The following is a 22644-nucleotide window of genomic DNA, read 5'->3' as shown; positions in this document are numbered from 1 at the left end:
CTAAACCATCCGTATAGTCGCTAGTAGTCTTAAAAAAAATCCTGCGAGAAAGGCTTTACAACCAGATGCTTGAGCTCACAAAGAACAGTATTACGACTCGGCTCAGATTGATCTTGGCCCTAGCTTTCATTGTCGCCGCGTACTTCTTCCTCGGCCCGCTCGGCGGTGCTGTTTATGCGCCGATTGAGGCAGGCTTCGATCTTCGATTGATACAGGACAACGAGCTCGTCCTAGCACCCTATGTCCTTCTAATGCTCATCAGGTTTTTCCTCAATCTACTAGTTGCCGTCTGCGTCTGCGTGATTCTCGGACAGCGCTTGAGACAGTCGCCGCTCGCTTGGGCCGGTGCACCAAGGATGATTTTGATCGGAGCAGTGACAGGTACGACGGTGATGGCCGTGGCCATACTTCTAATTAGTGCAAGCGGGGCGGCAAGCATCACATACGCAGAGCAGTCAGCTCAGGCCGCGCTCATGCATGGCATGGGGTGGTGGATCGCGGAGTTTATCGGGGCGTCCTCGGAAGAGTTCTTCGGCCGAGTAGCTATCCTTCTGGTCGCCGAGCGATTTGTTGGCTGGCGGGGAGCTGCAATTGCGTCAGGAATAATTTTCTCTGTGATGCACCTTGACAATCCAGGCGCCAGCGAAATCTGGTTGCTACGCCTCTTCATCCAAGGGGTTCTGTTGGCCTATGCGGTCTATAGGACTGGATCAATCTGGTGGTCGGCTGGTTACCACGCCGGTTGGAATTGGGCTAGCGCACCTCTATTTGGGGCTGCTGGAAGCGGATACTTCGTTAAAGGCCATACTTTCGAGTACCTGCCCATAGGTTCTGAGTTTGTGACCGGCGGGCCCGTGGGGCCTGAGGGAAGTATCTTTGCTTTCCTTGCTGTGCTGTCGGCGTTCTTTCTTCTTCATGTCACAACTCGGAATTCCATGCGATACACCAGAGCATGGCCAAAGGGTGGTGCATCGCCATAGTGCAGTATAATGGAGTTTCCATCGCGCCAGCCGGTGTAAGGCATAGGTCGATTAGCCTGAAGTCATCGGGCACCGTAAAAGCTCCCTCATCAACTTCTGTCATCTTGGATCAGCCCATCCTCGATAATCTCCTTGGCAACTCCCTCTGCCGTTATTCGAACGATCAGATTTCACCGCCCCAAAATCAAAACAAATCGAAATAAACCAACTTAATATTATCCAACACTTATATTTCATCAAGCTTCAGTCACCCTGTTTTGACCATGTAGTTAGCTTATTTCGATCAAACAGCACACTAATCACTCTGGAAAAATGTGCGCCCGCAAAATATCAAACCATTGATTAATATATACCTTTACCCTCAAAAGCGGGCGGTACGACACACCAGGGGCAGGTGGCAAAAAGGGCCTCCCTACTAGCGCCTACAGGGCACCCCTAATAACCTCGATTCTAAAAATTTCGCACTATGCGCATCAATGACTTGCGAGCGTTTTAGTCGAGTTTTTTGGGGTTATTAGAGGTGCCCTACAGGCGTTGTGAAAAGTCTCGAAATCCCGTTGACGATTTCGGTCCCTGTCGTATCCCTACTTCCAGCTTTCAGATGGAAGCAACGCAGTGACCTCCCCCACATCGCAATTGATACGCCCAGGGTTCCATAGACGGTCATGACCCTCGTTGCGCGTAGCGCCGTTCGAACTCTACAGGGGACAGATCGTCAGTTGAACCATGGCGACGTCTGGGGTTGTAGAACATCTCGATGTAGTCGAACACCTCGGCGCGTGCGGCGTCCTTGGTGGGATAGACGCGCCTCCTGATCCGCTCACGCTTGAGCAGGCCGAACAAGCTCTCCACCGGGGCGTTGTCGTGGCAGTTTCCGCGACGACTCATGCTGCAGACCAAGCCATGGGATGTCAGGAAACTGCGCCAGTCGTCGCTGGTGTAGACCGAACCCTGGTCCGAGTGAACCAGGCAACCGGAGTCGGGTTTGCGCCGCCAGACCGCGGACAACAGCGCCTGTACGACCAACTCGGTATCGGCCCGATCGCGCATCGACCAGCCGACGACCTGCCTGGAAAACAGGTCGATCACGACCGCCAGGTACATCCAGCCTTCATGCGTGCGGATGAAGGTGACATCGCTCGCCCAAGCTGGGTCCGGCGCCGTCACGTCGAACTGCCGATCAAGCAGGTTGGTCGCTGCAGCGCTCTGGGCCCCGTCATTGAAGCGCGGTTTGCGACCATAGCCCACCTGGGCGCGCAGCCCCTCGGTGCGCATCAGCCGATGCACCCAATGGCGACTGCAACGTTCACAATTCTGAAAAGCGATTTAAAATCAATCGCCTAGGCTGGAATGGCGGAGAGAGTGGGATTCGAACCCACGGAAGGTTTGACCCTTCGCCGGTTTTCAAGACCGGTGCCTTAAACCGCTCGGCCATCTCTCCGATTGCAACCAGGCCACGTCACGGCGCACAGAACACGGACTGTTCCTGCGCTTTCGCCCAGGCCGCGCCGGACGTTGGCGGCGGCGGCGCTGCCAGGGCATCGCGATGCGCGGCGGCCGCGCATTTTCGCACGGCCGCGCCGGTTTTGCTCAGCCGGCCTCGACCGCCATCGCGCCCAGGGTCGAATGCTTGACCTTGATCCGCTCCGGGCAGCCGCTGCAGTCCAGGCGCGAGGCCTCGATCTGGCGCGGCAGGTGCTCGGCGAGGAAGTCGATGAACACGCGTACCGCCGGCAACAGGCCGCGGCGCGAGGCGAACACGGCGTGGCAGATGCCCTGCGGCAGCGACCATTCCGGCAGCACCACTTCCAGTTCGCCGTTGCGCACGGCGTCGGCGCAGACGGTTTCCGGCAGCAAGGTGATGCCGAAGCCGTCCTTGACCATCGACTGCAACAGCGGGAAATCGAAGCCGGCCACGCGCGGCTGCAGGTCGACGCGGCGCACTTCGCCGGCCGGTCCGTGCAGTTCCCAGCGCTGCCGCGCCTCGTCCTCGCTGATGCTCAAGGTCACGTGCGAGGCCAGTTCTTCCGGACTCTTGGGGCGCCCGGCGCGATCGAGATACCGGGGACTGGCGACCAGCAGTTCCTGCACCTGGCCGAAGCTGCGCATCACCAGGCTGCCGTCGTCGTCCAGGCGCGAGCGCACCCGCAGCGCGACGTCGTAGCCCTCGTTGATGATGTCCACGCGGCGGTTGCTGATGTTCAACTGCAGGCGCACTTTCGGGTACTGGTCGAGGAACATCGGCAACAGCTTGGGCAGCTGGATCTGCGCCAGCGACACCGGCACGCTGACCCGCACCAGGCCGCGCGGCTCGGCGCTGAGCCGGTCCACCACCTCGCGCGCCGCCTGCGCTTCGGCCAGCATCGTCTGCGCGTGGCGATGCACGCTCATGCCCAGATCGGTGACAGCGAAGCGGCGCGTGGAGCGCTGCAGCAGGCGTACGCCCAGATCGGTTTCCAGTTGGCTGATGCGGCGGCTCAGCCGCGACTTGGGGATGCCCAGGGCGCGCTCGGCCGCGGCAAAACCGCCGTGATCGACCACCATTGCGAAGTAGTACAGGTCGTTGAGATCGTGCATGTTCTTTCGGTATTTAGAACGATGAATGAAATCGCGTTGGGTTCATTCTACTCCTACAACGATCCGGGCTGTGCAATCAGATCCACCCGCCGTGGCGCGTCACAAGCCCCCCGCTGCCGCCCCCTGGCGCAGCGACACGGTCGCTCCCACGTCCCGACAGGACGATTGCGTCAATGCCCTGCCCTGGCCCTCTGCTTCGCACCGGCAGAGGGTCGCCAGGTCGTTCGCAGCGATTCCAACATGGGGTGGCTGCAGCGTCTTGGTTGCCGGTGCGGATGCCATCGAATACATCTGGCCCGAATGCAGGTCAGCGAAGCGCAGGGATGTCGGATCGGCCGGAACGCCTGCCCGGGCGTGGACTGTACAAACCACGGCATCCGCATGGCCGCCATGGCATGGGACACAGAGCCGTCGCGGTTTTGGGCGGCTGGCAACGACTGTGGGAGCGACTTCAGGGCACCTCTAACAACCCCAAAAACTCGGCTAAAACGCTCGCAAGTCATTGATGCGCATAGTGCGAAATTTTTAGAATCGAGGTTATCAGAGGTGCCCTGAAGTCGCTCCCACAGATGCCATCGAACAGTTTGCGTCAGGCCACTTACCGCGCCGTGAGGCGCGCGACCTATCGCTCAACCGATGCGGTCGATGCCGCCCATGTACGGACGCAGCGCGTCTGGCACGTCGATCGAGCCGTCGGCGTTCTGGTAGTTCTCCATCACCGCGATCATCGCGCGGCCGACCGCGGTACCGGAGCCGTTGAGCGTGTGCAGCAGTTCCGGCTTGCCGGTGGCGGGATTGCGCCAGCGCGCCTGCATGCGCCGCGCCTGGAAGTCGCCGCAGTTGGAGCACGAGGAGATCTCGCGGTAGGTCTGCTGCGACGGCAACCACACTTCCAGGTCGTAGGTCTTGGTCGCCGAGAAGCCCATGTCGCCGGTGCACAGCAGCACCTTGCGGTACGGCAGCCCCAGCGTCTCCAGCACCACCTCGGCGCAGCGGGTCATGCGCTCGTGTTCGGCGGCACTGTCCTCGGGCCGGCAGATGCTGACCAGTTCGACCTTCTCGAACTGGTGCTGGCGGATCATGCCGCGGGTGTCGCGGCCGCCGCTGCCGGCCTCGGAACGGAAGCACAGCGAATGCGCGGTCATGCGCAGCGGCAGGCGTTCGGCCTCGACGATCTCGTCGCGGACCAGGTTGGTCAGCGAGATCTCCGAGGTCGAGATCAGGTAGCGCTTCTGCTCGCCGAGCTGGGTGGCGAACATGTCCTCTTCGAACTTGGGCAGCTGGCCGGTGCCGTACAGGCTGTCGGCGTTGACGATCACCGGCACGTTGGTTTCCTGGTATGCGTGCGGACCGGTATGCAGGTCGAGCATGAATTGCGCCAGCGCACGGTGCAGGCGCGCGATCGGTCCGCGCAGCACGGTGAAACGCGCGCCCGACAGCTTGGCCGCGGTCTCGCCGTCCAGCCAGGCATGGCGCGCGCCCAGTTCCACATGATCCTTGACCTCGAAATCGAACGCGCGCGGCGTGCCCCAGCGCTGCACCTCGACGTTGTCGGCCTCGTCCTTGCCGGCCGGCACGTCGGCCTGCGGCAGGTTGGGGATCTCCAGCGCCAGCGTCTCCAGCTGCGCACGGATCTCGTCCAGGCGCTGCTCGGAGGCCTTCAGTTCGTCGCCGAATCCGGCGACCTCGGCCATCAGCGCAGCCACGTCCTCGCCCTTGGCCTTGGCCTGGCCGATCGCCTTGGAACGGCTGTTGCGCAGGCTCTGCAATTCCTGGGTGCGTACCTGGATGCGCTTGCGGTCGGCCTCCAGGGCTTCCACGGCGGCCACGTCCAGCGCATAGCCGCGGCTGGTGCGCAGGCGCTCGGCGAGGTCGGCGGGCTGTTGGCGGAGCAGGACGGGATCGAGCATGGGCGCGGCACGTGGATGGATCGGAGCCGCGCATTATCGCCTGTCGGCCGCGCTTTTGCCGAAACAGCGAGGCTGCGCCGCGCTGCGCACCCGATTAACCGCGGCTATGCCAGAATCCAGCGGTTCCCTACGGTGAGTCCCATGTCCACGTCGCCTCCGTCCTCCAACACCGGCATCGTGCTGCGCCTGCCGCGGCGCCTCCTCGTGATCGTCGGCATCGCGTTCTGCGCCGGGCTGCTGCTGTTCCTGGCGGTGTGGCTGGTCGGGCGCAAGGACAACGACTTCTACAAGCCGCAGCCTGCGCAGGTGCAGCAGGATGCGGCGGAGATCAAACCATTGCCCGAACCGCTGCCCGCCGGCAGCGGCGCCAGCGACATGCCGCAGGCCAAGCCGCCGGCAGCGGAGGATGCGCCGAAACTGGTCGAGACCGCGCCACCTGCCCCGCCGCCCGCTGTTGATGCGATGGCGCCGGCGCCCGGCGGCAGCGAAGGCGCTGCTGCGGGGAGCACCGCCGCCGCGCTGGCGCCGGGCGACCGCCCGGTACCGCTGGAAGGACAGCCGCCGCCGCGCTATCCGCCGGCCGCCTTGCGTCGCGGCGACAGCGGCACGGTGGTGGTGCGGGTCGAAGTGGATGCCAGCGGCAACCCCGGCGGCGTGGCCCTGGTCAAGCGCAGCGGCTCGCGCGAACTGGATCGCGCGGCGATGGAAACCGTCCGCCGCTGGCGCTTCCGTCCGGCGCAGCAGAAGGGCCAGGCGGTCGCCGGCAGCCTCGAGATCCCGTTCGATTTCAAGCCGGCTCAGTAAGCTGAACAGCGCTTGCAGGACGCATGCTGCGTTCACGGGCGGCTGACACCTCGCGAACGGCATCGGCGCAAGACTGGTCGCGTCCCTGAGACGCAGGAGCACGACCATGTCCAGACAACATGAGACGCAGGAGCTGTATCGGCGGGAACGCGATCCCGACCGTGCCCACGCCCATCGTGGTTCGCCTTGGGCCTGGGTCATCCTGATCGCGCTGGTGCTGGCGGCCAGCGGTTGGTGGATGAGCCGCGATCGCGGACTCGACGGCCCGGCCAATGCCCCGGCACCGGCGACGCCGGCCAGCGATCCGCCACGCGCGCCCTAGCGGCGCGCTGCTTGCAGTCGCCGCACCCCGGCGGCGATCGACGCAACTAACCCAGCCGCGCCCGGCAGAGCGCGGCGCTGCTCAGGCAGCAGCGACCAAGCCGAACCCGGCGCCTTGCGCCAGGCTGTCGAAGCCCGGGAACGACGTGGCCACGTTGGCGACATCGTTGATCCGCACCTCGCCCTGGGCCAGTTGCCCGGCGATCGCGAACGCCATCGCGATGCGATGATCGCCATGGCTTTCGATCACGCCGCTGCCCAGCGCGCCGCCATGGATGGTGGCGCCGTCGGGCGTTTCGTCGACGACGATGCCCAGGCTGCGCAGGCCGGTAGCCATGGCGGCCAGGCGATCGGATTCCTTGACCCGCAGCTCGGCGGCGCCGGTGACCACGGTCCGGCCCTGTGCGGCGGCCGCGGCGACGAACAGCGCCGGGAACTCGTCGATCATGTCCGGCACCACGTCTTCCGGGATCTGTGCCCCACGCAGCGGCGCGTAGCGTACCCGCAGGTCGGCCACCGGCTCGCCGCCGTGCTCGCTGTGATTGTGCTCGACGATGTCCGCCCCCATCAGCCGCAACGCGGCGAGCAGGCCGGTGCGGCGCGGATTGAGGCCGACCGCGCGCAGGGTGATGTCCGAGCCGGGGATGATGCTGGCGGCGACGATGAAGAACGCCGCCGAGGAGAAATCGGCCGGCACCGCGATGTCGGTCGCGCGCAGGCGCTGGCCGCCGCGCAGGCGCGCGTGGCCAGGCGCGAACGCGATCTCCACGCCGAACGCGGACAGCATGCGCTCGGTGTAGTCGCGGGTCGGATGCGGCTCCTGCACCGAGGTGACGCCATCGGCATACAACCCGGCCAGCAACACCGCGGACTTGACCTGGGCACTGGCCACCGGCGAAGCGAAGTCGATGCCGTGCAGCGGCTGCGCGCCGTGGATGCGCAGCGGCGGCACGCCGTTGGCATCGGTGTCGATGCGCGCGCCCATCAGCGCCAGCGGCTCGGTCACGCGGCGCATCGGCCGCTTGGACAGCGACGCGTCGCCGACCAGCACGCTGCCGAACGGCTGCGCCGCCAGCAAACCGGCGAGCAGGCGCATGCCGGTCCCGGCGTTGCCGCAATCCAGCTCGCCTTGCGGCGCCTGCAGCCCATCGACCCCGACCCCGTGCACGATCCGCTGCGACGGCGACGGCGTGTCGATCCTGACCCCGAGCCTGGCGAAGATCGCCGCGGTCGACCGCGTGTCCTCACCCTCCAGGAACCCATCGATATGCGACACCCCATCGGCCAGCGCCGCGAACATCACCGCCCGATGCGAGACCGACTTGTCGCCCGGCACATTCAACATCCCCTGCAAGGCAGAGCCCTTCGTCGCGATCCAGTACTGCTCGTTGCTCATCACCGTTCCTGAGATTGCCGTCGTCACCCGCAAGCGGGCCGCACGCTGTTGATCTTGTTGTTGCAGCCGATTCCACCGTTGCCACTGCCATTGCTGCTGTTACTGCTGCTGTTGCTGCCCTTCGCTTTTCAGGGGTCCCCATTGAGGGTCGGCGAGCGGCCTGGGCAGAACCCCGCAGGGGCGGCGCGCAGGATGCGCGTCGTTTTTCGCTGGCACATCCATGTGCCAGCGAAAAATCCCAGGTTGCTCGCGGCCCCCGCGCGCAGCGCGGGGCGACCCGACTGCGGCGGCCTTACTTTTCTTTGGCCATTCAAAGAAGCGCTCCTCAGCGGCCGCAGGCCGATCAAAGTAAGTCGCGCAACGCGCGAAAGCCTTGGCTTCCAACTCTGGCTTTGGTTTCCAGCTAAAGCCGCCTGCAAGCAAACCATCAGATCAGGGCACCGCCACCGGATACGACCCCAACACCTTGATCTGCGCCGAATGCGCCTTCAACTCCGCCAGCGCCTGCTTCATCGCCTCGTCCTCCACATGCCCGGCCAGATCGATGAAGAACCCGTACTCCCACTTCGCCTGATGCGACGGCCGCGACTCGATCCGGTTCATGCTGATCCCATGCCGCGCGAACGGACTGAGCACATCGAACAGCGCACCCGGCTTGTCGTGGATGAACACCAGCACCGACGTGCGATCGTGCCCCGACGGCGGAAAGATCTGCCGGCCGATCACCAGAAAGCGCGTGGTGTTGTCGTCGTCGTCCTCGATCGACTTCATGATCACCTTCTTCAGCGCATACACATGCGCCGCGCTCTCCCCGCCGATCGCCGCCGCATCCTCCGCATTGCGCGCGCGCCGCGCGCCCTCGGCGTTGCTCGACACCGGGATCTTCTCCACCTTCGGCAGATGCGCGCGCAGCCAGCCGGCGGTCTGCGCGAACGATTGCGGATGCGCATAGATGCGCTCGATCGCATCGAGCCGGCCGGCGCGCGACAGCAGGTACTGGTGCACGCGCAGCTCGGTCTCGCCGCAGATCTTCAGGTTCGAGGTCAGGAACATGTCCAGCGTGACCTGGATCGTGCCCTGCCCGGAATTCTCGACCGGCACCACGCCGAAATCGGCGTTGCCGCTCTCCACTTCCTGGAACACCTCCTCGATCGTCGCCATCGGCAGGCCCACCGCCGAACGGCCGAAATGCTTGAGCACCGCCTGCTGGCTGAAGGTGCCTTCCGGGCCGAGGTAGCCGATCTTCAGCGGCTCCTGCTGCGCCAGGCAGGCGGACATGATCTCGCGGAACACGTGCACCAGCACTTCGTCGCTGAGCGGGCCCTGGTTGCGGTCCACCACCATGCGCAGCACCTGCGCCTCGCGCTCGGGTCGGTAGTAGTCCACCGCCGCGGCGAGCTTGCCCTTGGCCTTGCCGACCTGGTGCGCGAACTGCGCGCGCTCGGCGATCAGCGCCTGGATGGTGCGGTCGATCTGGTCGATCTTGGCGCGCACGTCGGCCAACGCCGGCGCGGCGACCGCGGGCTTGGCGACGCCGGTCGAGGTCGGCTTGGCCGGCTTCGCGTCTGTGGCTGGGGATTTCTTCGGCTTTGCGGCCATGGATCGTGGTTCCTCGATGTTGCGGAGCGCTGCGGGCGCGATCCGGTCGCGGCTGAAGCCGCTCCTGCAGGGGGATGGCTCAGCCGTTGCGCTGCTGGAAGTCGCGCATGAACGCGACCAGCGCCTGCGCGCCGGCCACCGGCATCGCGTTGTACAGCGAGGCGCGGATGCCGCCGACCGCCTTGTGGCCCTTCAGCGCCAGCAATCCGGCCGCCTTGGACTCGGCGACGAAGCGCGCGGTGAGGGTCTCGTCCGGCAGGAAGAACGGGATGTTCATCCGCGAGCGCGCCTCGGCCACCACCTCGTTGCGGTAGAAGCCGCCGGAGCCGTCGATCGCCGCGTACACCAGCGCCGACTTGGCCTGGTTGCGGCGCGCGAACTCCTCCACCCCGCCCTCGGCCAGCATCCACTTGAACACCAGCCCGGCCAGGTACCAGTTCCAGGTCGGCGGCGTGTTGAGCATGGAATCGCGTGCGGCGTGCGAGCGGTAGTCGAAGATGTCCGCGCGCGGCTGGCCGCTGCGCTGCAACAGGTCCTTGCGGATGATGACCACCGCCACCCCGACCGGCCCCAGGTTCTTCTGTGCACCGGCGTAGATCACCGCGTACCTGGACACGTCGATCGGCTCGGCGGCGATGCTGGAACTGAAATCGGCGAACAGCGGCACCGCGCCCACGTCCGGCGCGTCGCGGAATTCGACGCCGTGGATGGTCTCGTTGGCGGTGATGTGCACGTAGGCGGCATCGGCGCTGAGCTGCCATTGCGCGCGCGGCGGGATGACGTGGAAGCCGCCGGCCTCGCTGCTGGCGGCGACGTGCACGTTGGCGTACGGAGTGACCTGCTTGATCGCGGTCTTGCCCCAGTGCCCGGTGACCACGTAGTCCACGGTCTGCCCGGGCGCGGCGAAATTCAGCGCCAGCAGCGCCTGCTGGGTGGTGGCGCCGCCGGACAGGAACAGCACTGCATAGTCGTCGGAGATGCCGATCAGGCGCCGCAGGTCGGCTTCGGCCTCGGCCGCCACCGCCATGAACTCGGCGCCGCGGTGGCTCAACTCCACGATCGAGGCGCCCACGCCGTTCCACTCCAACATCTCCGCCTGCGCCTGGCGCAGGACCGATTCCGGCAATGCAGCGGGGCCGGCACTGAAATTGAACGCGCGCGTCATGGGGCACCTATCGGACAAGACGCCTAGTATGCCGCAGCGCACCAGCTTGCGGCCCGGACAATTTAGGTTGCATTTGCATCCATCGGCCCTGCGCAAGCGTAGTCTTTGCGAAGAAGCCGCCAGCGGTCGCCCGCCCCCCAGGAGTCAGCCATGTCATTGCGCGATGCACTCAACATCCCCAGCCGCGAGATCACCGACGAGGCGGTCTACCGCGATCGGCGGCGCCTGCTGCAGGCCCTGGCGCTGGCACCGGCGCTGGGCCTGGTCGGCTGCGCCGAGGCCGAGCCGCCGGCCCCGCCGAAGACCGTGGTGACGCCGGAACAGGCGCGCAGCGGCTTTCGCACCAGCGAAGAGCTGACCTGCTACGAGGACGTGACCAGCTACAACAACTTCTACGAATTCGGCACCGACAAGACCGACCCGTCGAAGGCGGCCAAGACCCTGCGCACCACGCCTTGGTCGGTGAAGGTGTCCGGCGAATGCGACAAGCCCGGCACGCTGGCGCTGGACGACCTGCTCAAGGGCAGCAGCCCCGAAGAGCGCATCTACCGGCTGCGCTGCGTGGAGGGCTGGTCGATGGTGATCCCGTGGCTGGGCGTGCCGCTGGCCGCGGTGCTCAAGCGCTTCGCCCCGACCTCCAAGGCCAAGTACGTCGCCTTCACCACGCTGGCCGATCCGCAGCAGATGCCCGGCATCCGCTACCGCTCGATCGACTGGCCGTACAAGGAAGGCCTGCGTATCGACGAGGCGATGAACCCGCTGACCCTGCTCGCCACCGGCCTGTACGGCAAGCCGCTGCCGCAGCAGAACGGCGCGCCGCTGCGGCTGGTGGTACCGTGGAAATACGGCTTCAAGAGCATCAAGTCGATCGTCGAGATCCGCTTCGTCGAGCGCATGCCGGAGACCGCCTGGCACGAGCTGCAGGCCTCCGAGTACGGGTTCTTCTCCAACGTCAATCCGGCGGTGGACCATCCGCGCTGGAGCCAGAAGACCGAACGCCGCATCGCCGGCAAGGCCAGCAAACTGTTCGCCGAACGCATCCCGACCCGCCCGTTCAACGGCTATGCCGAGCAGGTCGCGGGGATGTATGCCGGGATGGATTTAAAGAAATGGTATTGAATGATCGGGACTCGGGACTCGGGACTCGGGACCCGGAAAAAGCAGGCGGTTTCGGCGTTGGGCGGGTGCGCTGCTTGGCCAGGGCAGTCGCGACATGGCCGTGAAGTCCGGTTCCTCTGGCTTGATCGCAGCCAAGGGCATGGTCCATGTGCTGGCGCTGGCGCCGTTGGCTTACCTGGGTTGGCAGTTCTGGCAGGTATGGCAGGCCGGCAGCGACGCGCTCGGCGCCGATCCGGTCGCCGCGATCGAGCATCGCACCGGGCTGTGGGCGTTGCGCCTGCTGTTGCTGACCCTGGCGATCACGCCGCTGCGGCAGCTGAGCGGGCAATCGGTGCTGCTGCGTTTCCGGCGCATGCTCGGGCTGTACGCGTTCTTCTACGCCTGCGTGCACCTGGGCGTGTACCTGGGCCTGGACCTGCGCGGCTACTGGGCGCAGATCTTCGAGGAGATCGTCAAGCGCCCCTACATCACCGTGGGTTTCCTGGCCTGGCTGCTGCTGATCCCGCTGGCGATCACCTCCACCCAGGGCTGGATGCGCCGGCTCAAGCGCACCTGGGGCAAGCTGCACAAGGCGATCTACGCGATCGGCGTGCTGGCGGTGCTGCATTTCTGGTGGCTGGTGAAATCGGACATCCGCGAACCGCTGCTGTACGCGGCGATCCTGGCGTTGCTGCTGGGCTGGCGCGGCTGGCGGGCGCTCAGCGCGCGCCGAACCACAGTAGCCCGCTGAGCGCGGCCGCCAGCAGCAAGGCGCTGAGCAGCAGCCACGGCCAGCGCAGCGCGGTGGCCGGGCGCGGTGCGGGCTCCGCTGCGGCAGCCAGCGGCACGCTGGCCGGATCGTGCTGCAGCGGTTCGCCGGCCGCCGCCTGCGGCACTTCCAGCACGAAGCGGTGTTGCGCGTCGAACACCAACTGGTCGCCCGGTTGCAGCCAGCAATCGCGCACCGCGTTGCCGTTGACCTGGGTCTGCGCATCGCCGAGCCCGCGCAGCAACACGCGCTCGCCATGCCGCTCCAGGCGCGCGTGGCGCTCGGCGAAGGCGGGATCGTCGATGCAGATGTCGCAGTCGCGCAGGCGGCCGATGCCGCGCACCCGGTCCAGGGTGTAGCTGCGGCCGTGGTGCTGGCCGCCGACGCCGCGCAGCACCAGCCGCGGATCGTCGCCCTCGTCTTCCGCCGCGTCGGGCAGACGCTGCAGCGGCTCGCACACGCCCTGCACCACCAGTTCCACGCCATCGGCATAGACCGCGTCGCCGGCGCGCAGCAGCGCCATGCGCCGCACCGGACGCCCGTTCACGTGGATGCCGCGGGCGCCGTTGGCCACCTGCAGCCACAGCCCGCGCCGGTCCAGGCAGAACTGCGCCAGCAGCAGCGCGCCCTGGGTGTCGTCGACCACGCGCACATGCCCGGACGCCTGCCGCACGATGCGGTGCACGCCCGCGCGCAAGGGCCGGTCGGGTTGCTGGCGGTTGCTGAAATGGACTTGCAGGTCGGGCACGGCGGGGAGCCTAGCAGGTTGCCCGCGCTTGAAGAAGCGCGCCGCACCTGGACAACACTCCGCGCATACGCACAATGCCTGATCTTTTCCGCGGGCCGCATGCCCGCACAGGAGCCAGCATGTCCAGCATCGACATCCGCCACGACCACGGCAAGACCCCCGCACAGGCACGCAAGGCGATCGAGGACGCGGCCAAGAAGCTGTCCGAACGTTTCGACCTGGAATCGCGCTGGGACGGCGATGCGCTGCTGTTCTCGCGCTCCGGCGTGGACGGGCGCATCGAACTGCTGCCCAAGCAGGTGCACGTCACCGCCGAACTGGGCTTCCTGCTGTCGGCGCTGAAGGGCACGGTGGAAAGCGAGATCCGCCGCGTGTTGGCGGAAAAGCTGGGCTGAGCGGCAAAGCCCCTCTCCCGCCGGGAGAGGGGTTGGGGTGAGGGTCCGGCGCGCAGCGTCCCGCGGAGTTTGGGTGCACGAGGCTGCGCCCGTACCCTCATCCGCCCCTGCGGGGCACCTTCTCCCGGTGGGAGAAGGGAACAGCCGTAGCGCTTTAGCCCCTCTCCCGCCGGGAGAGGGGTTGGGGTGAGGGTCCGACCCGCAGCGTCTCGCGGAGTTTGGGTGCACGAGGCTGCGCCCGTACCCTCATCCGGCCCTGCGGGCCACCTTATCCCGGTGGGAGAAGGGAACAGCCGTGGCGCTTTAGCCCCTCTCCCGCCGGGAGAGGGGTTGGGGTGAGGGTCCGACCCGCTCAGTCGAACGCGAACGGCCGCGGGTGCCCGGCGAACAGACGCCGCGACACCTCGCGCTCGGTGGTCTCGATATCGCCGATGAAGCCTTCCGCGTCGCTCAGCTTGGAGAACGCGTCGAAGCCGCGTTCCAGGAACCCCTGCAACTCCGACAACCCCGCCGCCTTGGCCGGGCCGCGCGCGAAACGCAGCAGCATGCGCACGCCCGGGGTGTGCACCGCGCTGGCCAGGCCCAGGCCGACGCTGGCGATCAGGTCGATCTGGTGCAGGCGCAGGCGGCGCAGGCCGGTGTGCCGGTAGGCCTGCGCGTACAGCTCGTCGTCCAGGCGCTTGCGGCGTGGCGCCAGCGCTTGCAACGCTGCAGCCATGCGCAGGTCCAGCGCGTGGGTCAGCACGCCCAGTTCGATGCCGTCGGCCACCGTGTCCAGCAGCGTGGCCGGCATCAGCCGCTGCATCATCGGCAGCACCTTGACGATGTCCGCATCGCGGCGGCTGAAATCGCGGTCGCCATAGACATCGGTCAGGAAGAACATCGCCGCCGGGCGCCGCTGCGGGTCCTCCAGGAAGTGTTCGAAGCTGCGCTCCAGCCGCTGCGTCTGCCAGCGCCGCAGTTCCTGCAGCCAGCGCAGCGCATTGCGCGGCTCGTGCGCCGGATCGTGCACGGCCTGATGCCACGCCAGACGGCGGCCGAGTCGTTCCAGGACGGGATTGCTGCGCGCCATGGGCGCCGATGATGCTGGTCGCCGCGCGTGACCGCAAGCATCATGCCGCTCGGCTACACTCCGGCCAACGCCCTTCGCGGACCGCGCATGCTTTCCCTCCACAGCGCCTCGCCACGCCCCCGTTCCCACGGCCGCATCGGCCTGGCCATCGCCGGCGGCGGCCCGATCGGCGGCATGTACGGACTCGGTGCGCTGCGCGCGCTGGACGAGGCGCTGGACGGACTCGACCTGACCCGGCTGGACTGCTACGTCGGCGTCAGTTCCGGCGCGTTCCTGACCGCCGGCCTGGCCAATCGCATCAGCAGCGCCGAGATCTGCCGGATCTTCGTCACCGGCAACAGCGACGATGCGCACTTCCGGCCCGAGGATTTCCTGCGCCCCAACGTCTACGAATACCTGCGCCGCGCCGCGACCCTGCCCAAGCTCGCCTACGGCTGGTGGCACGACCTGCTGACCGAGCCGCGCAAGACCCGCTGGTCGGACCTGATCACCCGCTTCGGCGGACTGGTGCCCAGCGGGCTGTTCGACAACGCCGGGGTCGAGCGCTTCATGCAGGACGTGTTCAGCCGCCGCGGCCGCAGCAACGATTTCCGCGCGCTGGACACCGACCTGTTCGTGGTCGCGGTGGACCTGGACAGCGGCCGCACCGTGCGCTTCGGCGAACCGGGCCTGGACCAGGTGCCGATCTCGCTGGCGGTGCAGGCCAGCGCCGCGCTGCCGGGGCTGTACCCGCCGGTGGAGATCGACGGCCACCACTACGTCGACGGCGCGCTGCGGCGCACGATGCATGCCTCCACCCTGCTGGAGCGCGGCATCGACCTGATGATCGGGATCAACCCGCTGGTGCCCTACGACGCCACCCACGCACCGCGCCGCAACGGCCGGATCGACCGCGCGCGGCTGCTCAGCGGTGGCCTGCCGGCGGTGCTGTCGCAGACCTTCCGCACCCTGCTGCAATCGCGCATGCAGGTCGGGCTGGAGAAGTACGCACGGCAATACCCGCGCGTGGACCAGCTGGTGTTCGAGCCCAATGCCGACAACAGCGAACTGTTCTTCACCAATCTGTTCAGCTATGCCGCGCGCCACCGCGTCTGCCAGCTGGCCTATCGCAATACGCTGGCCGACCTGCGCCGCAACGCCGAGGTGTTGGAGCCGATGCTGGCCGCGCATGGCATCGCCCTGCGCCACCAGATCCTCAACGATCGCCATCGCACCTTCCTCGACGGCGTGGACGTGCAACCGGGGCGCACCACCGAAGCCACCGCGCGCCTGCGCCGCGCGCTCGACGACGTCGACCAGGTCATCGCCCGGCGCCGCGCCACCCGCCGCACCCGGCGCACGCCGCCGCTTTCCGCCGACTGAGGCGCCGGCGCTGGTGTGATTACTCTAACCAACGCCGTGAGTCTCGAATCCAGCCACCCAACCGCCGAAGGAACCGCACCGTCATGGCCACCCTGAAGAAATCCGCACGCAAGAAGAAGTCTGCCGCCGCTGCCGACGAGGGCCTGCAGGCGCAGGCGGAAAAGCTGTCCAAGCGTCTGGGCGAATCCGCGCAGCAGGTGTGGCTGGCCGGGGTCGGCGCGTTCGGCCGTGCCCAGGCCGAAGGCGGCAAGCTGTTCGAAACCCTGGTCAAGGAAGGCCTGACCCTGGAGCAGAGCACGCGCAAGCTGGCCGGCGGCGGCGTCGATGCGGTGCGCGATGTGGTGGAGAACCGGGTCGGCCAGGCGCGCGAACGCGCCGCCGACACCTGGGACCGGTTGGAGAAGGTGTTCGAGGACCGGGTGCAGCGCGCGTTGCGCAGACTGGAAGTGCCCAGCCGCGAAGACCTCGGCACCCTGGTCGACCGCGTAGACGCTTTGAATGCCGAACTGCGCAACCTCGGCAGCGGCCGCCGTGCGCGCCCGGCGCCGGCCAAGAAGGCGCCGGCGGCCAGGAAGGCGGCAAAGACCGCCGCGCCCAAATCGCGTCCGGCCAAGCAGGCAGCGCCGGCCCGGCGCCGTGCCGGTCCGGTGGTCGCCAGCGCCACGCCGGCGCCGAAACGCGCCAGCCGCAAGCGTGCGACCGCGCCGGCGTCCGCTGAATAAGGCTTTGTTGCAAAGCAGCAGATTTTTTCCGACAATCGGGACTGGACCCGCCAGTCCATCTGAAGACCGTTTGCTCCCCTCCCCTCTCGGCTTCGGACTGGCGGGTCTTCTGCTGTCCGCCGTTCCCCGCTGTCGCCTTGCCGGCGCTGTGACACGCTGGCGATAGACTGACGTCATCGAATAGCGTTACGGCGGGTACGAGCATGTTTTCCTGGATAGCGGCAACGGTCTTGGCAGTTGGAGCATGGCTCGCTGCCACGCTCTACCTGTGGGTGGTCCGGCGCCGCGAGAACGAGACCACCGCCGGGCTGCATGCGCTGGCCGGACTGCATTGGCGCGATTTCTCGCGCATGGTGCGGCGCGCGATGCGCGAGCAGCGCGACCTGCACGACGCGGTGGCCGACGAGGACGTCTCCCAGGAACCGCAGAGCGACTTCGTGATGACCCGCGGCGATACGCGCTGGCTGCTGTCGTGCAAGCACGGCCGCGCCTACCGGATCGGCTCGGCCGCGGTCAACGAACTGGGCGCGGCGGCGCGGCTGATGGGTGCGCAGGGCGGCATCCTGGTCACCGAGGGCAAGGTGCAGCGCGACGGCATCGCCGCGGCCGACAAGCAGTCGGTGGAGATCCTCGACGGCCGCCGCATCTGGCCGATGCTCAAGCGCTACCTGCCCAGCGAACTGGAGGACGGGGTGATCGGCGCCAGCCGCCGGCGCGCGCAGCGGCACACCGCGATCGCCGCGCTGGCCGCGCTGACCCTGGGCCTGCTGGTGGGACTGGGCGGGCTGGCGCTGCAGCAGCGCAGCGCCGATGCCGCGTCGGTCGCCGCGCTCCCCGCGCCTGCCGCGTCCATGCCGGCAGCGGCGCCGGCACCAGGCACCGCGCCCGTCGCCACGGTACCGGCCACCGCCGCGCCGGTCACCGAAGAAGCGCAGCCGGCAAGCGCAGCACCGGACCCCGCCACCGAAGCCGACTATCGCCATGCGGTGTCCAAGGCCCTGGCCAGGACGCCCGGCGTGATCCGCGGCATCTGGCAGACGCAGATGACGCTGGTGATCGACCGCAGCGGCGACGACGCGCAGGTATGGCCGCGGATCTGCAAGGAAGTGGAGCGCTACCCCTCGCTGCGCACCGTGCGCATCCAGCTCAATCCGCGCCCGGACCGCGACGAGCCGGTGCGCTGGCGGCAATGCAGGACGTTTTGATTCGGGACTCGGGACTCGGGACTCGGGACTCGGGACCCGTAAAAGCGACAGCGGCTCGGCTTACCGGCCCGCTATCGGCACTCGGCGGACAATCCGCTTTTCGAGTCCCGAGTCCCGAGTCCCGGCTTCACCAATGCACGCCGCGCATCAGCGCCGCGAACGCGATCTGCTCCTGGCTGGGCTTGGCCTCGCGCAGCGCCTTGCGGTCGCCCTTGGCCGCGGCCGAATCCGGGAACAGTTCGAAGGCGGTGTTCATCACCACCTCGTAGGCCTTCGGCGCCACCGCGTTGACCAGCGCGGCGAAGATGCCCAGCCGCGTCGCCACCCGGCTCGGGCGCTCGATGATCGCCTTGACCATCAGGTCGGCGGCTTCCTCCACGCTCAGCGTCGGCACGCTGTCGTACATCTTGGTCGGCGCGATCATCGGCGTCTTCACCAGCGGCATGTTGACCGTGGTGAAGCTGATGCCCTTGCCGGACAGCTCGCCCTGCGCGCAGCGGCTCCACGCGTCCAGCGCCGCCTTGGAGGCCACGTAGGCGGAAAACCGCGGCGAATTGGCCAGCACGCCGATCGAGCTGACGTTGATGATGTGGCCCTTGCGCCGCGCGGTCATGCCCGGCAGCACGCCCATGATCAGGCGCAGGCTGCCGAAGTAGTTCAGCTGCATGGTGCGTTCGAAATCGTGGAAGCGGTCGTAGCTCAGTTCGATCGAGCGGCGGATCGAGCGGCCGGCGTTGTTGATCAGCACGTCGACGTGGCCGTGCGCCTCGAGCACGGTCTTGAGCAGCGCATCGCAGCCGGCCAGGTCGGACAGGTCGGCGGTGTAGGCGAACACCTTGCCGCCCTTGGCGTTCATCGCATCGCGTGCGGCGAACAGTTCCTGCTCGCCGCGGGCGACGATGATCGTGGTGGCGCCGGCTTCGGCGACGCGCTGCGCGGTGGCCAGGCCGATGCCCGAGGAACCGCCGGTGATCAGCACCACCTTGCCGCGCACCTTGCCTTTCAGCGTGCGGTCCACGAACAGGTCCGGATCCAGGTGCCGTTCCCAGTGGTCCCACAGGCGCCAGGCGTAGTCCTCCAGCCGCGGCACGGCGATGCCGCTGCCCTTCAGCGCGCGCTCGGTCTCGCGGCTGTCGAAGCGCGTGGGATAGGTGATGAACTTCAGCACCTCGCGCGGGATGCGGAAATCGCGCAGCAGCATGCCGGTGAAGCGGCGGATCGGCGGCAGCCCGCCGACCGCGGCACGGATCCCCGCCGGCACGAACGCGAACATCCGCGCATCCACCCGCAAGGTCATCTCCGGCGCGTGGCCGGCGCGGCAGAACACGTTGAGCACCTCGCCCACGCGCAGCGGCTCCGGGTCGGTGAGGTGGAAGGTATGGCCATCGAGCTTGGGCTTGTGCGCGATGTGGTCCATCGCATCGGCGACGAAATCCACCGGCACCAGGTTGATGCGCCCGCCCTCGATGCCCAGCATCGGCGCCCACGGCGGCAGCAGCTGGCGCAGCTTCTTGATCAGCGGGAAGAAGTAGTACGGTCCGTCGATCTTGTCGATCGCGCCCGTGCGCGAATCGCCGACCACCATGCCGGGGCGGTAGATGCGCCACTTGATCCGGGTTTCCGCGCGCACCAGCGCCTCGGCGTCGTGCTTGGTGCGCAGGTAGGGATCGTCCAGGCCTTCGGCCTCTTCGAACATGTCCTCGCGGAAGATGCCCGGATACAGCCCGGCCACCGCGATCGAGCTGGTGTGGTGGAAGATGCCGGCGCCGATCTGCGCGGCCAGTTCCAGCGCGTTGCGGGTACCGTCGAGATTGGCCACGCGCTGCGCCTCGGCCTTGGCGGTGAGGTCGTACAGCGCGGCCAGGTGGAAGAAGTGCCTGACCTTGCCGTGCAGCGCCTGCCGTTGCGCCTCGTCCAGCCCGCAGCAGTCGCTGCCGACATCGCCGTGCAGCACCACCAGGCGCTTGGCGTCCCAGCCCTGCTCGCGCACCAGCGCGTCGAACTTGCGTTGCGACTCCTTGCGGACCAGGACGTGGATGAGGCCTTTGCGCCGCATCAGGTTGGCCATCAGATAACGGCCGATGAAACCGGTGGCGCCCGTAACGAAATACGTCATGCCGAACCATCCCTCGTGCTGCGGCCGCGGCCCCTCGCCCCGTCCTGGGCGCTAACTTGCCAGAGTGCGGCAGGCAGGACAAACGCACGCCGGGGTATGGCGCATGCGCGCGGCGCGCCGCGGCGCAGCATCGATCGCCGCCGACGCGCGAGGTTTCGCCTGTCGCGCCGGACTCAGCGCGCGCCCGGCGAGAACCGCGCCACCAGGTCGTAGGTGTCGCCGAGGAACACCTGGCGCACGAAGGTCACCGCCTGCTCGCCGCGCCAGGTCTGCCGGTCGATCAGCAGGCAGGCGGTGCCGGCCGCCACCTGCAGCCGCGCCGCCTGCGCGGGGTTGGCGCCGACCGCGCTGATGCGGTGCTCGGCGCGGGTCCACGGCACGTGCTGCAGCAGCCAGCTGCCGGGCACGACCACCGCGAAATCCATCTGCAGCGCTTCCGGCACCGCCACCGGATTGATCACCCGCTCCTCCAGCGCGAACGGGCGCCCGTCGGCGTAGTGCAGGCAATGCAGCGACAGCAGCGTGCCGGCGGCGGCGACCTCGGCCTCCTGCGGCAGTGCGTCACGCGGCGCGCGCTGGCGCCGATCCAGCAGTTCGAAGCGGTAGGCATGGCCGCGCGCGGCGACCTCGACCGGAATGTCGGGAATCTCCAGCGCCACCTGTTCCATGTGCGGATGCGGCCGCGCCACGAACGAACCGGCGCGGCGCCGGCGCTCGATCATGCCGGCGTCGGCGAGCAGCGCCAGCACCTTGTTGACCGTCATCCGCGAGCAGGCGTACTGCGCCATCAGTTCGTGCTCGAACGGGATGCGGTGGCCCGGCGGCCATTCGCCGCTGCGGATGCGGCCTTCGATATCGCTGCGGATGCGGTGGTTGAGCGTCGCCGCGGGCCGGGGCTGGCTCATCGGCGGCCCTGCGCAGCGGCGTGCGGCAGACGGCGCCGGATCATGCGTCCAACAGCGCGGTCAGCGCGCGCGCATAAGCCGCAGCGACCGCATCGCGGCGATGATGGCGGCCGTCGCGCACCAGTGCGCGACCGTTGCGCCAGACCGAACGCACCGCGCCGCGCCGCGCGGCGAAGATCCAGCTATCCAGCAAGGCGTCGCCGTTGCGTGCGCACAGCGCCGGATGCGCAGGATCCAGCTCGACCAGATCGGCCGGCGCGCCCACTTGCAGGCCCTGCGCCACACCCAGCGCCTGCGCTGCGCCTTGCGCCGCGGACTGGAACAGAAAACGCCCGCTGGATGGCGCGGCGTCGCCGGCAAGCACATTGCGGCCGCGCAGCTGCAGGCGCTGGCCGTATTCGAGCAGGCGCAGTTCCTCGGCCGCATCGATCAGCACGTTGGAATCCGAGCCCACACCGAAGTGCCCGCCGGCGTCGCCGAACGCGCGCATCGGGAACAGCCCGTCGCCGAGGTTGGCTTCGGTGATCGGGCACAGGCCGACCACCGCGCCGCTGCTGGCGATGGCCTGCAGTTCGGCGGCGTCGACGTGGGTGGCATGGACCAGGCACCAGCGCGGGTCCACCGGCGCATGCGCCAGCAACCACTGCACCGGCCGCTGCCCGCTCCAGGCCAGGCAGGCCTCGACCTCGCGGGTCTGCTCGGCGATGTGGATGTGCACCGGCCCGTCGCACAGCGGCAGCAGCGCGGCCAGTTCGTCCGGGGTCACCGCGCGCAGGCTGTGCGGCGCGATGCCCAGCACCGCGTCGTCGAGGCCGCGCAGCGCGCGGCGGCTGCCGTCGAGCAGTTCGGCGTAACCGTCCACGTCGTGGATCAGCCGCCGCTGCGCCGGATTCGGCGCGGCGCCGCCGAAATCGGCATGCGCGTAGAACACCGGCAGCAGGGTCAGGCCGATGCCGATGCTCTGCGCGGCGGCGGCCAGGCGCTGCGCCATCTCGGCGCGGTCGGCGTACGGCCGGCCATCGGCGGCGTGGTGCAGGTAGTGGAATTCGCCGACGCGGGTGAAGCCAGCCTCGAGCATCTCCACGTAGGCCTGCTCGGCGATGGCCTGCATGCTGTCCGGGTCCAGCCGCTGCAGGAAGCGGTACATCAGCTCGCGCCAGCTCCAGAAACTGTCGCCGCTGCGGCCGCCGACTTCGGTCAGCCCGGCCATGCCGCGCTGGAACGCGTGGCTGTGCAGGTTGCCCAGCCCGGGCACGGCGATCGCCAGCGTGTGGTCGGCGGACGCCGCGGCCACGCCGGACTGCACCGCGGCGATGCGCCCGCCACGCACCTCGATCCGCACGTCGCGCGCCCAGCCCTCCGGCAGCAGCGCCTGCGCGCACCAGAAACCGCTCGCCGCCTCGTTCCCGCCTGCCTGTTGCTGCGCCAGGGTCTGCACTGGACACCCTCCGTCGACCACAATATTGTATATACAAAATAACCGACAAGCTCGCCCGTGAC

The 22644-nt window shown here is 67.7% G+C and carries 19 protein-coding genes, 1 tRNA gene and 1 pseudogene; 9 read left to right on the top strand and 12 right to left on the bottom strand.

Going from position 1 to position 22644, the window contains the following annotated elements; translation table 11 throughout:
* Positions 1 to 65: 65 nt before the first annotated feature.
* The gene (locus NRY95_10440) at positions 66 to 980 is read left to right on the top strand and encodes a CPBP family intramembrane metalloprotease (GenBank protein UYC18337.1); all 915 of its coding nucleotides are present in this window, start codon (positions 66 to 68) and stop codon (positions 978 to 980) included.
* 663 nt (positions 981 to 1643) lie between these two features.
* Here the strand turns inward: NRY95_10440 and NRY95_10435 are convergent.
* From NRY95_10435 to serS, 4 genes and pseudogenes are all read right to left on the bottom strand, one after another.
* A pseudogene (locus tag NRY95_10435) lies at positions 1644 to 2288 on the bottom strand (IS3 family transposase).
* Between the two features lie 43 nt (positions 2289 to 2331).
* Positions 2332 to 2421: transfer RNA gene (locus tag NRY95_10430), tRNA-Ser, on the bottom strand.
* A gap of 149 nt (positions 2422 to 2570) precedes the next feature.
* Positions 2571 to 3557 carry a LysR family transcriptional regulator gene (locus tag NRY95_10425; GenBank protein ID UYC18336.1) on the bottom strand — a complete coding sequence of 329 codons (987 nt, stop codon included), beginning with the start codon at positions 3555 to 3557 and terminating at the stop codon, positions 2571 to 2573.
* Between the two features lie 629 nt (positions 3558 to 4186).
* Positions 4187 to 5467, bottom strand: a complete 1281-nt coding sequence (gene serS / locus NRY95_10420) for a serine--tRNA ligase (GenBank protein ID UYC18335.1) — start codon at positions 5465 to 5467, stop codon at positions 4187 to 4189.
* A gap of 141 nt (positions 5468 to 5608) precedes the next feature.
* Here serS and NRY95_10415 point away from each other — a divergent pair, with 141 nt between their 5' ends.
* Both NRY95_10415 and NRY95_10410 read left to right on the top strand, forming a co-directional pair.
* Positions 5609 to 6271, top strand: coding sequence for an energy transducer TonB (locus tag NRY95_10415; GenBank protein UYC18334.1), 663 nt, complete (start codon positions 5609 to 5611; stop codon positions 6269 to 6271).
* Between the two features lie 106 nt (positions 6272 to 6377).
* Entirely contained in the window at positions 6378 to 6593 is a 216-nt protein-coding gene (locus NRY95_10410; protein ID UYC18333.1) for a hypothetical protein, read from the top strand.
* Between the two features lie 81 nt (positions 6594 to 6674).
* On the opposite strand, the gene aroA is transcribed toward NRY95_10410, so the two are convergent.
* The 3 genes from aroA to serC all read right to left on the bottom strand — a co-directional run bounded on the left by aroA (position 6675) and on the right by serC (position 10752).
* Positions 6675 to 7988 (bottom strand): 3-phosphoshikimate 1-carboxyvinyltransferase, encoded by a 1314-nt coding sequence (aroA, locus tag NRY95_10405; protein UYC18332.1) that lies wholly within the window; start codon positions 7986 to 7988, stop codon positions 6675 to 6677.
* A 432-nt stretch (positions 7989 to 8420) separates the two neighbouring features.
* The gene (pheA, locus tag NRY95_10400; GenBank protein UYC18331.1) at positions 8421 to 9587 is read right to left on the bottom strand and encodes a prephenate dehydratase; all 1167 of its coding nucleotides are present in this window, start codon (positions 9585 to 9587) and stop codon (positions 8421 to 8423) included.
* A 79-nt stretch (positions 9588 to 9666) separates the two neighbouring features.
* Entirely contained in the window at positions 9667 to 10752 is a 1086-nt protein-coding gene (gene serC, locus NRY95_10395; protein UYC18330.1) for a 3-phosphoserine/phosphohydroxythreonine transaminase, read from the bottom strand.
* Between the two features lie 150 nt (positions 10753 to 10902).
* Here serC and msrP point away from each other — a divergent pair, with 150 nt between their 5' ends.
* Both msrP and msrQ read left to right on the top strand, forming a co-directional pair.
* Positions 10903 to 11871 carry a protein-methionine-sulfoxide reductase catalytic subunit MsrP gene (gene msrP / locus NRY95_10390; GenBank protein ID UYC18329.1) on the top strand — a complete coding sequence of 323 codons (969 nt, stop codon included), beginning with the start codon at positions 10903 to 10905 and terminating at the stop codon, positions 11869 to 11871.
* Between the two features lie 94 nt (positions 11872 to 11965).
* Positions 11966 to 12601 carry a protein-methionine-sulfoxide reductase heme-binding subunit MsrQ gene (gene msrQ / locus NRY95_10385; protein UYC18328.1) on the top strand — a complete coding sequence of 212 codons (636 nt, stop codon included), beginning with the start codon at positions 11966 to 11968 and terminating at the stop codon, positions 12599 to 12601.
* Here the strand turns inward: msrQ and NRY95_10380 are convergent.
* Entirely contained in the window at positions 12570 to 13367 is a 798-nt protein-coding gene (locus tag NRY95_10380; protein ID UYC18327.1) for an FHA domain-containing protein, read from the bottom strand. The two genes, msrQ and NRY95_10380, sit on opposite strands and share 32 nt — an antisense overlap.
* Positions 13368 to 13486: 119 nt before the next feature.
* Between NRY95_10380 and NRY95_10375 the strand changes: the two genes are divergently transcribed.
* On the top strand, positions 13487 to 13762 hold the full coding sequence (locus NRY95_10375) for a polyhydroxyalkanoic acid system family protein (protein ID UYC18326.1): 276 nt from the start codon (positions 13487 to 13489) through the stop codon (positions 13760 to 13762).
* Positions 13763 to 14114: 352 nt separating this feature from the next.
* Here the strand turns inward: NRY95_10375 and NRY95_10370 are convergent, their stop codons facing one another.
* A complete protein-coding gene (locus tag NRY95_10370; protein ID UYC18325.1) occupies positions 14115 to 14834 on the bottom strand; it encodes a hypothetical protein in 720 nt (239 codons plus the stop codon).
* Positions 14835 to 14921: 87 nt separating this feature from the next.
* Here NRY95_10370 and NRY95_10365 point away from each other — a divergent pair, with 87 nt between their 5' ends.
* From NRY95_10365 to NRY95_10355, 3 genes are all read left to right on the top strand, one after another.
* Positions 14922 to 16196: a patatin-like phospholipase family protein gene (locus NRY95_10365; GenBank protein ID UYC18324.1), complete on the top strand. Its 1275-nt coding sequence runs from the start codon at positions 14922 to 14924 to the stop codon at positions 16194 to 16196.
* An 83-nt stretch (positions 16197 to 16279) separates the two neighbouring features.
* Positions 16280 to 16918: a phasin family protein gene (locus NRY95_10360; GenBank protein UYC18323.1), complete on the top strand. Its 639-nt coding sequence runs from the start codon at positions 16280 to 16282 to the stop codon at positions 16916 to 16918.
* 203 nt (positions 16919 to 17121) lie between these two features.
* Positions 17122 to 18123, top strand: coding sequence for a restriction endonuclease (locus tag NRY95_10355; protein ID UYC18322.1), 1002 nt, complete (start codon positions 17122 to 17124; stop codon positions 18121 to 18123).
* Positions 18124 to 18250: 127 nt separating this feature from the next.
* Here NRY95_10355 and NRY95_10350 read toward each other — a convergent pair whose 3' ends face one another.
* The 3 genes from NRY95_10350 to NRY95_10340 form a co-directional block, all read right to left on the bottom strand.
* Positions 18251 to 20239 carry an SDR family oxidoreductase gene (locus NRY95_10350; protein ID UYC18321.1) on the bottom strand — a complete coding sequence of 663 codons (1989 nt, stop codon included), beginning with the start codon at positions 20237 to 20239 and terminating at the stop codon, positions 18251 to 18253.
* Between the two features lie 173 nt (positions 20240 to 20412).
* Entirely contained in the window at positions 20413 to 21144 is a 732-nt protein-coding gene (gene hutC, locus NRY95_10345; GenBank protein UYC18320.1) for a histidine utilization repressor, read from the bottom strand.
* Positions 21145 to 21184: 40 nt separating this feature from the next.
* Complete coding sequence (locus NRY95_10340) at positions 21185 to 22582, bottom strand: formimidoylglutamate deiminase (GenBank protein UYC18319.1); 1398 nt, start codon at positions 22580 to 22582, stop codon at positions 21185 to 21187.
* Positions 22583 to 22644 lie beyond the last annotated feature (62 nt).

It is taken from the genome of Xanthomonas campestris pv. phormiicola (assembly GCA_025666215.1).
Lineage (GTDB): Bacteria > Pseudomonadota > Gammaproteobacteria > Xanthomonadales > Xanthomonadaceae > Xanthomonas_A > Xanthomonas_A campestris_A.
This window is presented reverse-complemented; position numbering and strand designations above follow the sequence as displayed.

Excerpts from the sequence above, each read along its gene's own strand:
- msrP (UYC18329.1), top strand. The coding sequence starts at position 10,903 with ATGTCATTGCGCGATGCACTCAACATCCCCAGCCGCGAGATCACCGAC.
- NRY95_10365 (UYC18324.1), top strand. The coding sequence starts at position 14,922 with ATGCTTTCCCTCCACAGCGCCTCGCCACGCCCCCGTTCCCACGGCCGC.
- NRY95_10375 (UYC18326.1), top strand. The coding sequence starts at position 13,487 with ATGTCCAGCATCGACATCCGCCACGACCACGGCAAGACCCCCGCACAG.
- NRY95_10425 (UYC18336.1), bottom strand. The coding sequence starts at position 3,557 with ATGCACGATCTCAACGACCTGTACTACTTCGCAATGGTGGTCGATCAC.
- NRY95_10440 (UYC18337.1), top strand. The coding sequence starts at position 66 with ATGCTTGAGCTCACAAAGAACAGTATTACGACTCGGCTCAGATTGATC.
- NRY95_10370 (UYC18325.1), bottom strand. The coding sequence starts at position 14,834 with ATGGCGCGCAGCAATCCCGTCCTGGAACGACTCGGCCGCCGTCTGGCG.
- hutC (UYC18320.1), bottom strand. The coding sequence starts at position 21,144 with ATGAGCCAGCCCCGGCCCGCGGCGACGCTCAACCACCGCATCCGCAGC.
- NRY95_10415 (UYC18334.1), top strand. The coding sequence starts at position 5,609 with ATGTCCACGTCGCCTCCGTCCTCCAACACCGGCATCGTGCTGCGCCTG.
- aroA (UYC18332.1), bottom strand. The coding sequence starts at position 7,988 with ATGAGCAACGAGCAGTACTGGATCGCGACGAAGGGCTCTGCCTTGCAG.
- NRY95_10410 (UYC18333.1), top strand. The coding sequence starts at position 6,378 with ATGTCCAGACAACATGAGACGCAGGAGCTGTATCGGCGGGAACGCGAT.
- serS (UYC18335.1), bottom strand. The coding sequence starts at position 5,467 with ATGCTCGATCCCGTCCTGCTCCGCCAACAGCCCGCCGACCTCGCCGAG.
- pheA (UYC18331.1), bottom strand. The coding sequence starts at position 9,587 with ATGGCCGCAAAGCCGAAGAAATCCCCAGCCACAGACGCGAAGCCGGCC.
- serC (UYC18330.1), bottom strand. The coding sequence starts at position 10,752 with ATGACGCGCGCGTTCAATTTCAGTGCCGGCCCCGCTGCATTGCCGGAA.
- NRY95_10360 (UYC18323.1), top strand. The coding sequence starts at position 16,280 with ATGGCCACCCTGAAGAAATCCGCACGCAAGAAGAAGTCTGCCGCCGCT.
- NRY95_10350 (UYC18321.1), bottom strand. The coding sequence starts at position 20,239 with ATGACGTATTTCGTTACGGGCGCCACCGGTTTCATCGGCCGTTATCTG.
- NRY95_10355 (UYC18322.1), top strand. The coding sequence starts at position 17,122 with ATGTTTTCCTGGATAGCGGCAACGGTCTTGGCAGTTGGAGCATGGCTC.
- msrQ (UYC18328.1), top strand. The coding sequence starts at position 11,966 with ATGGCCGTGAAGTCCGGTTCCTCTGGCTTGATCGCAGCCAAGGGCATG.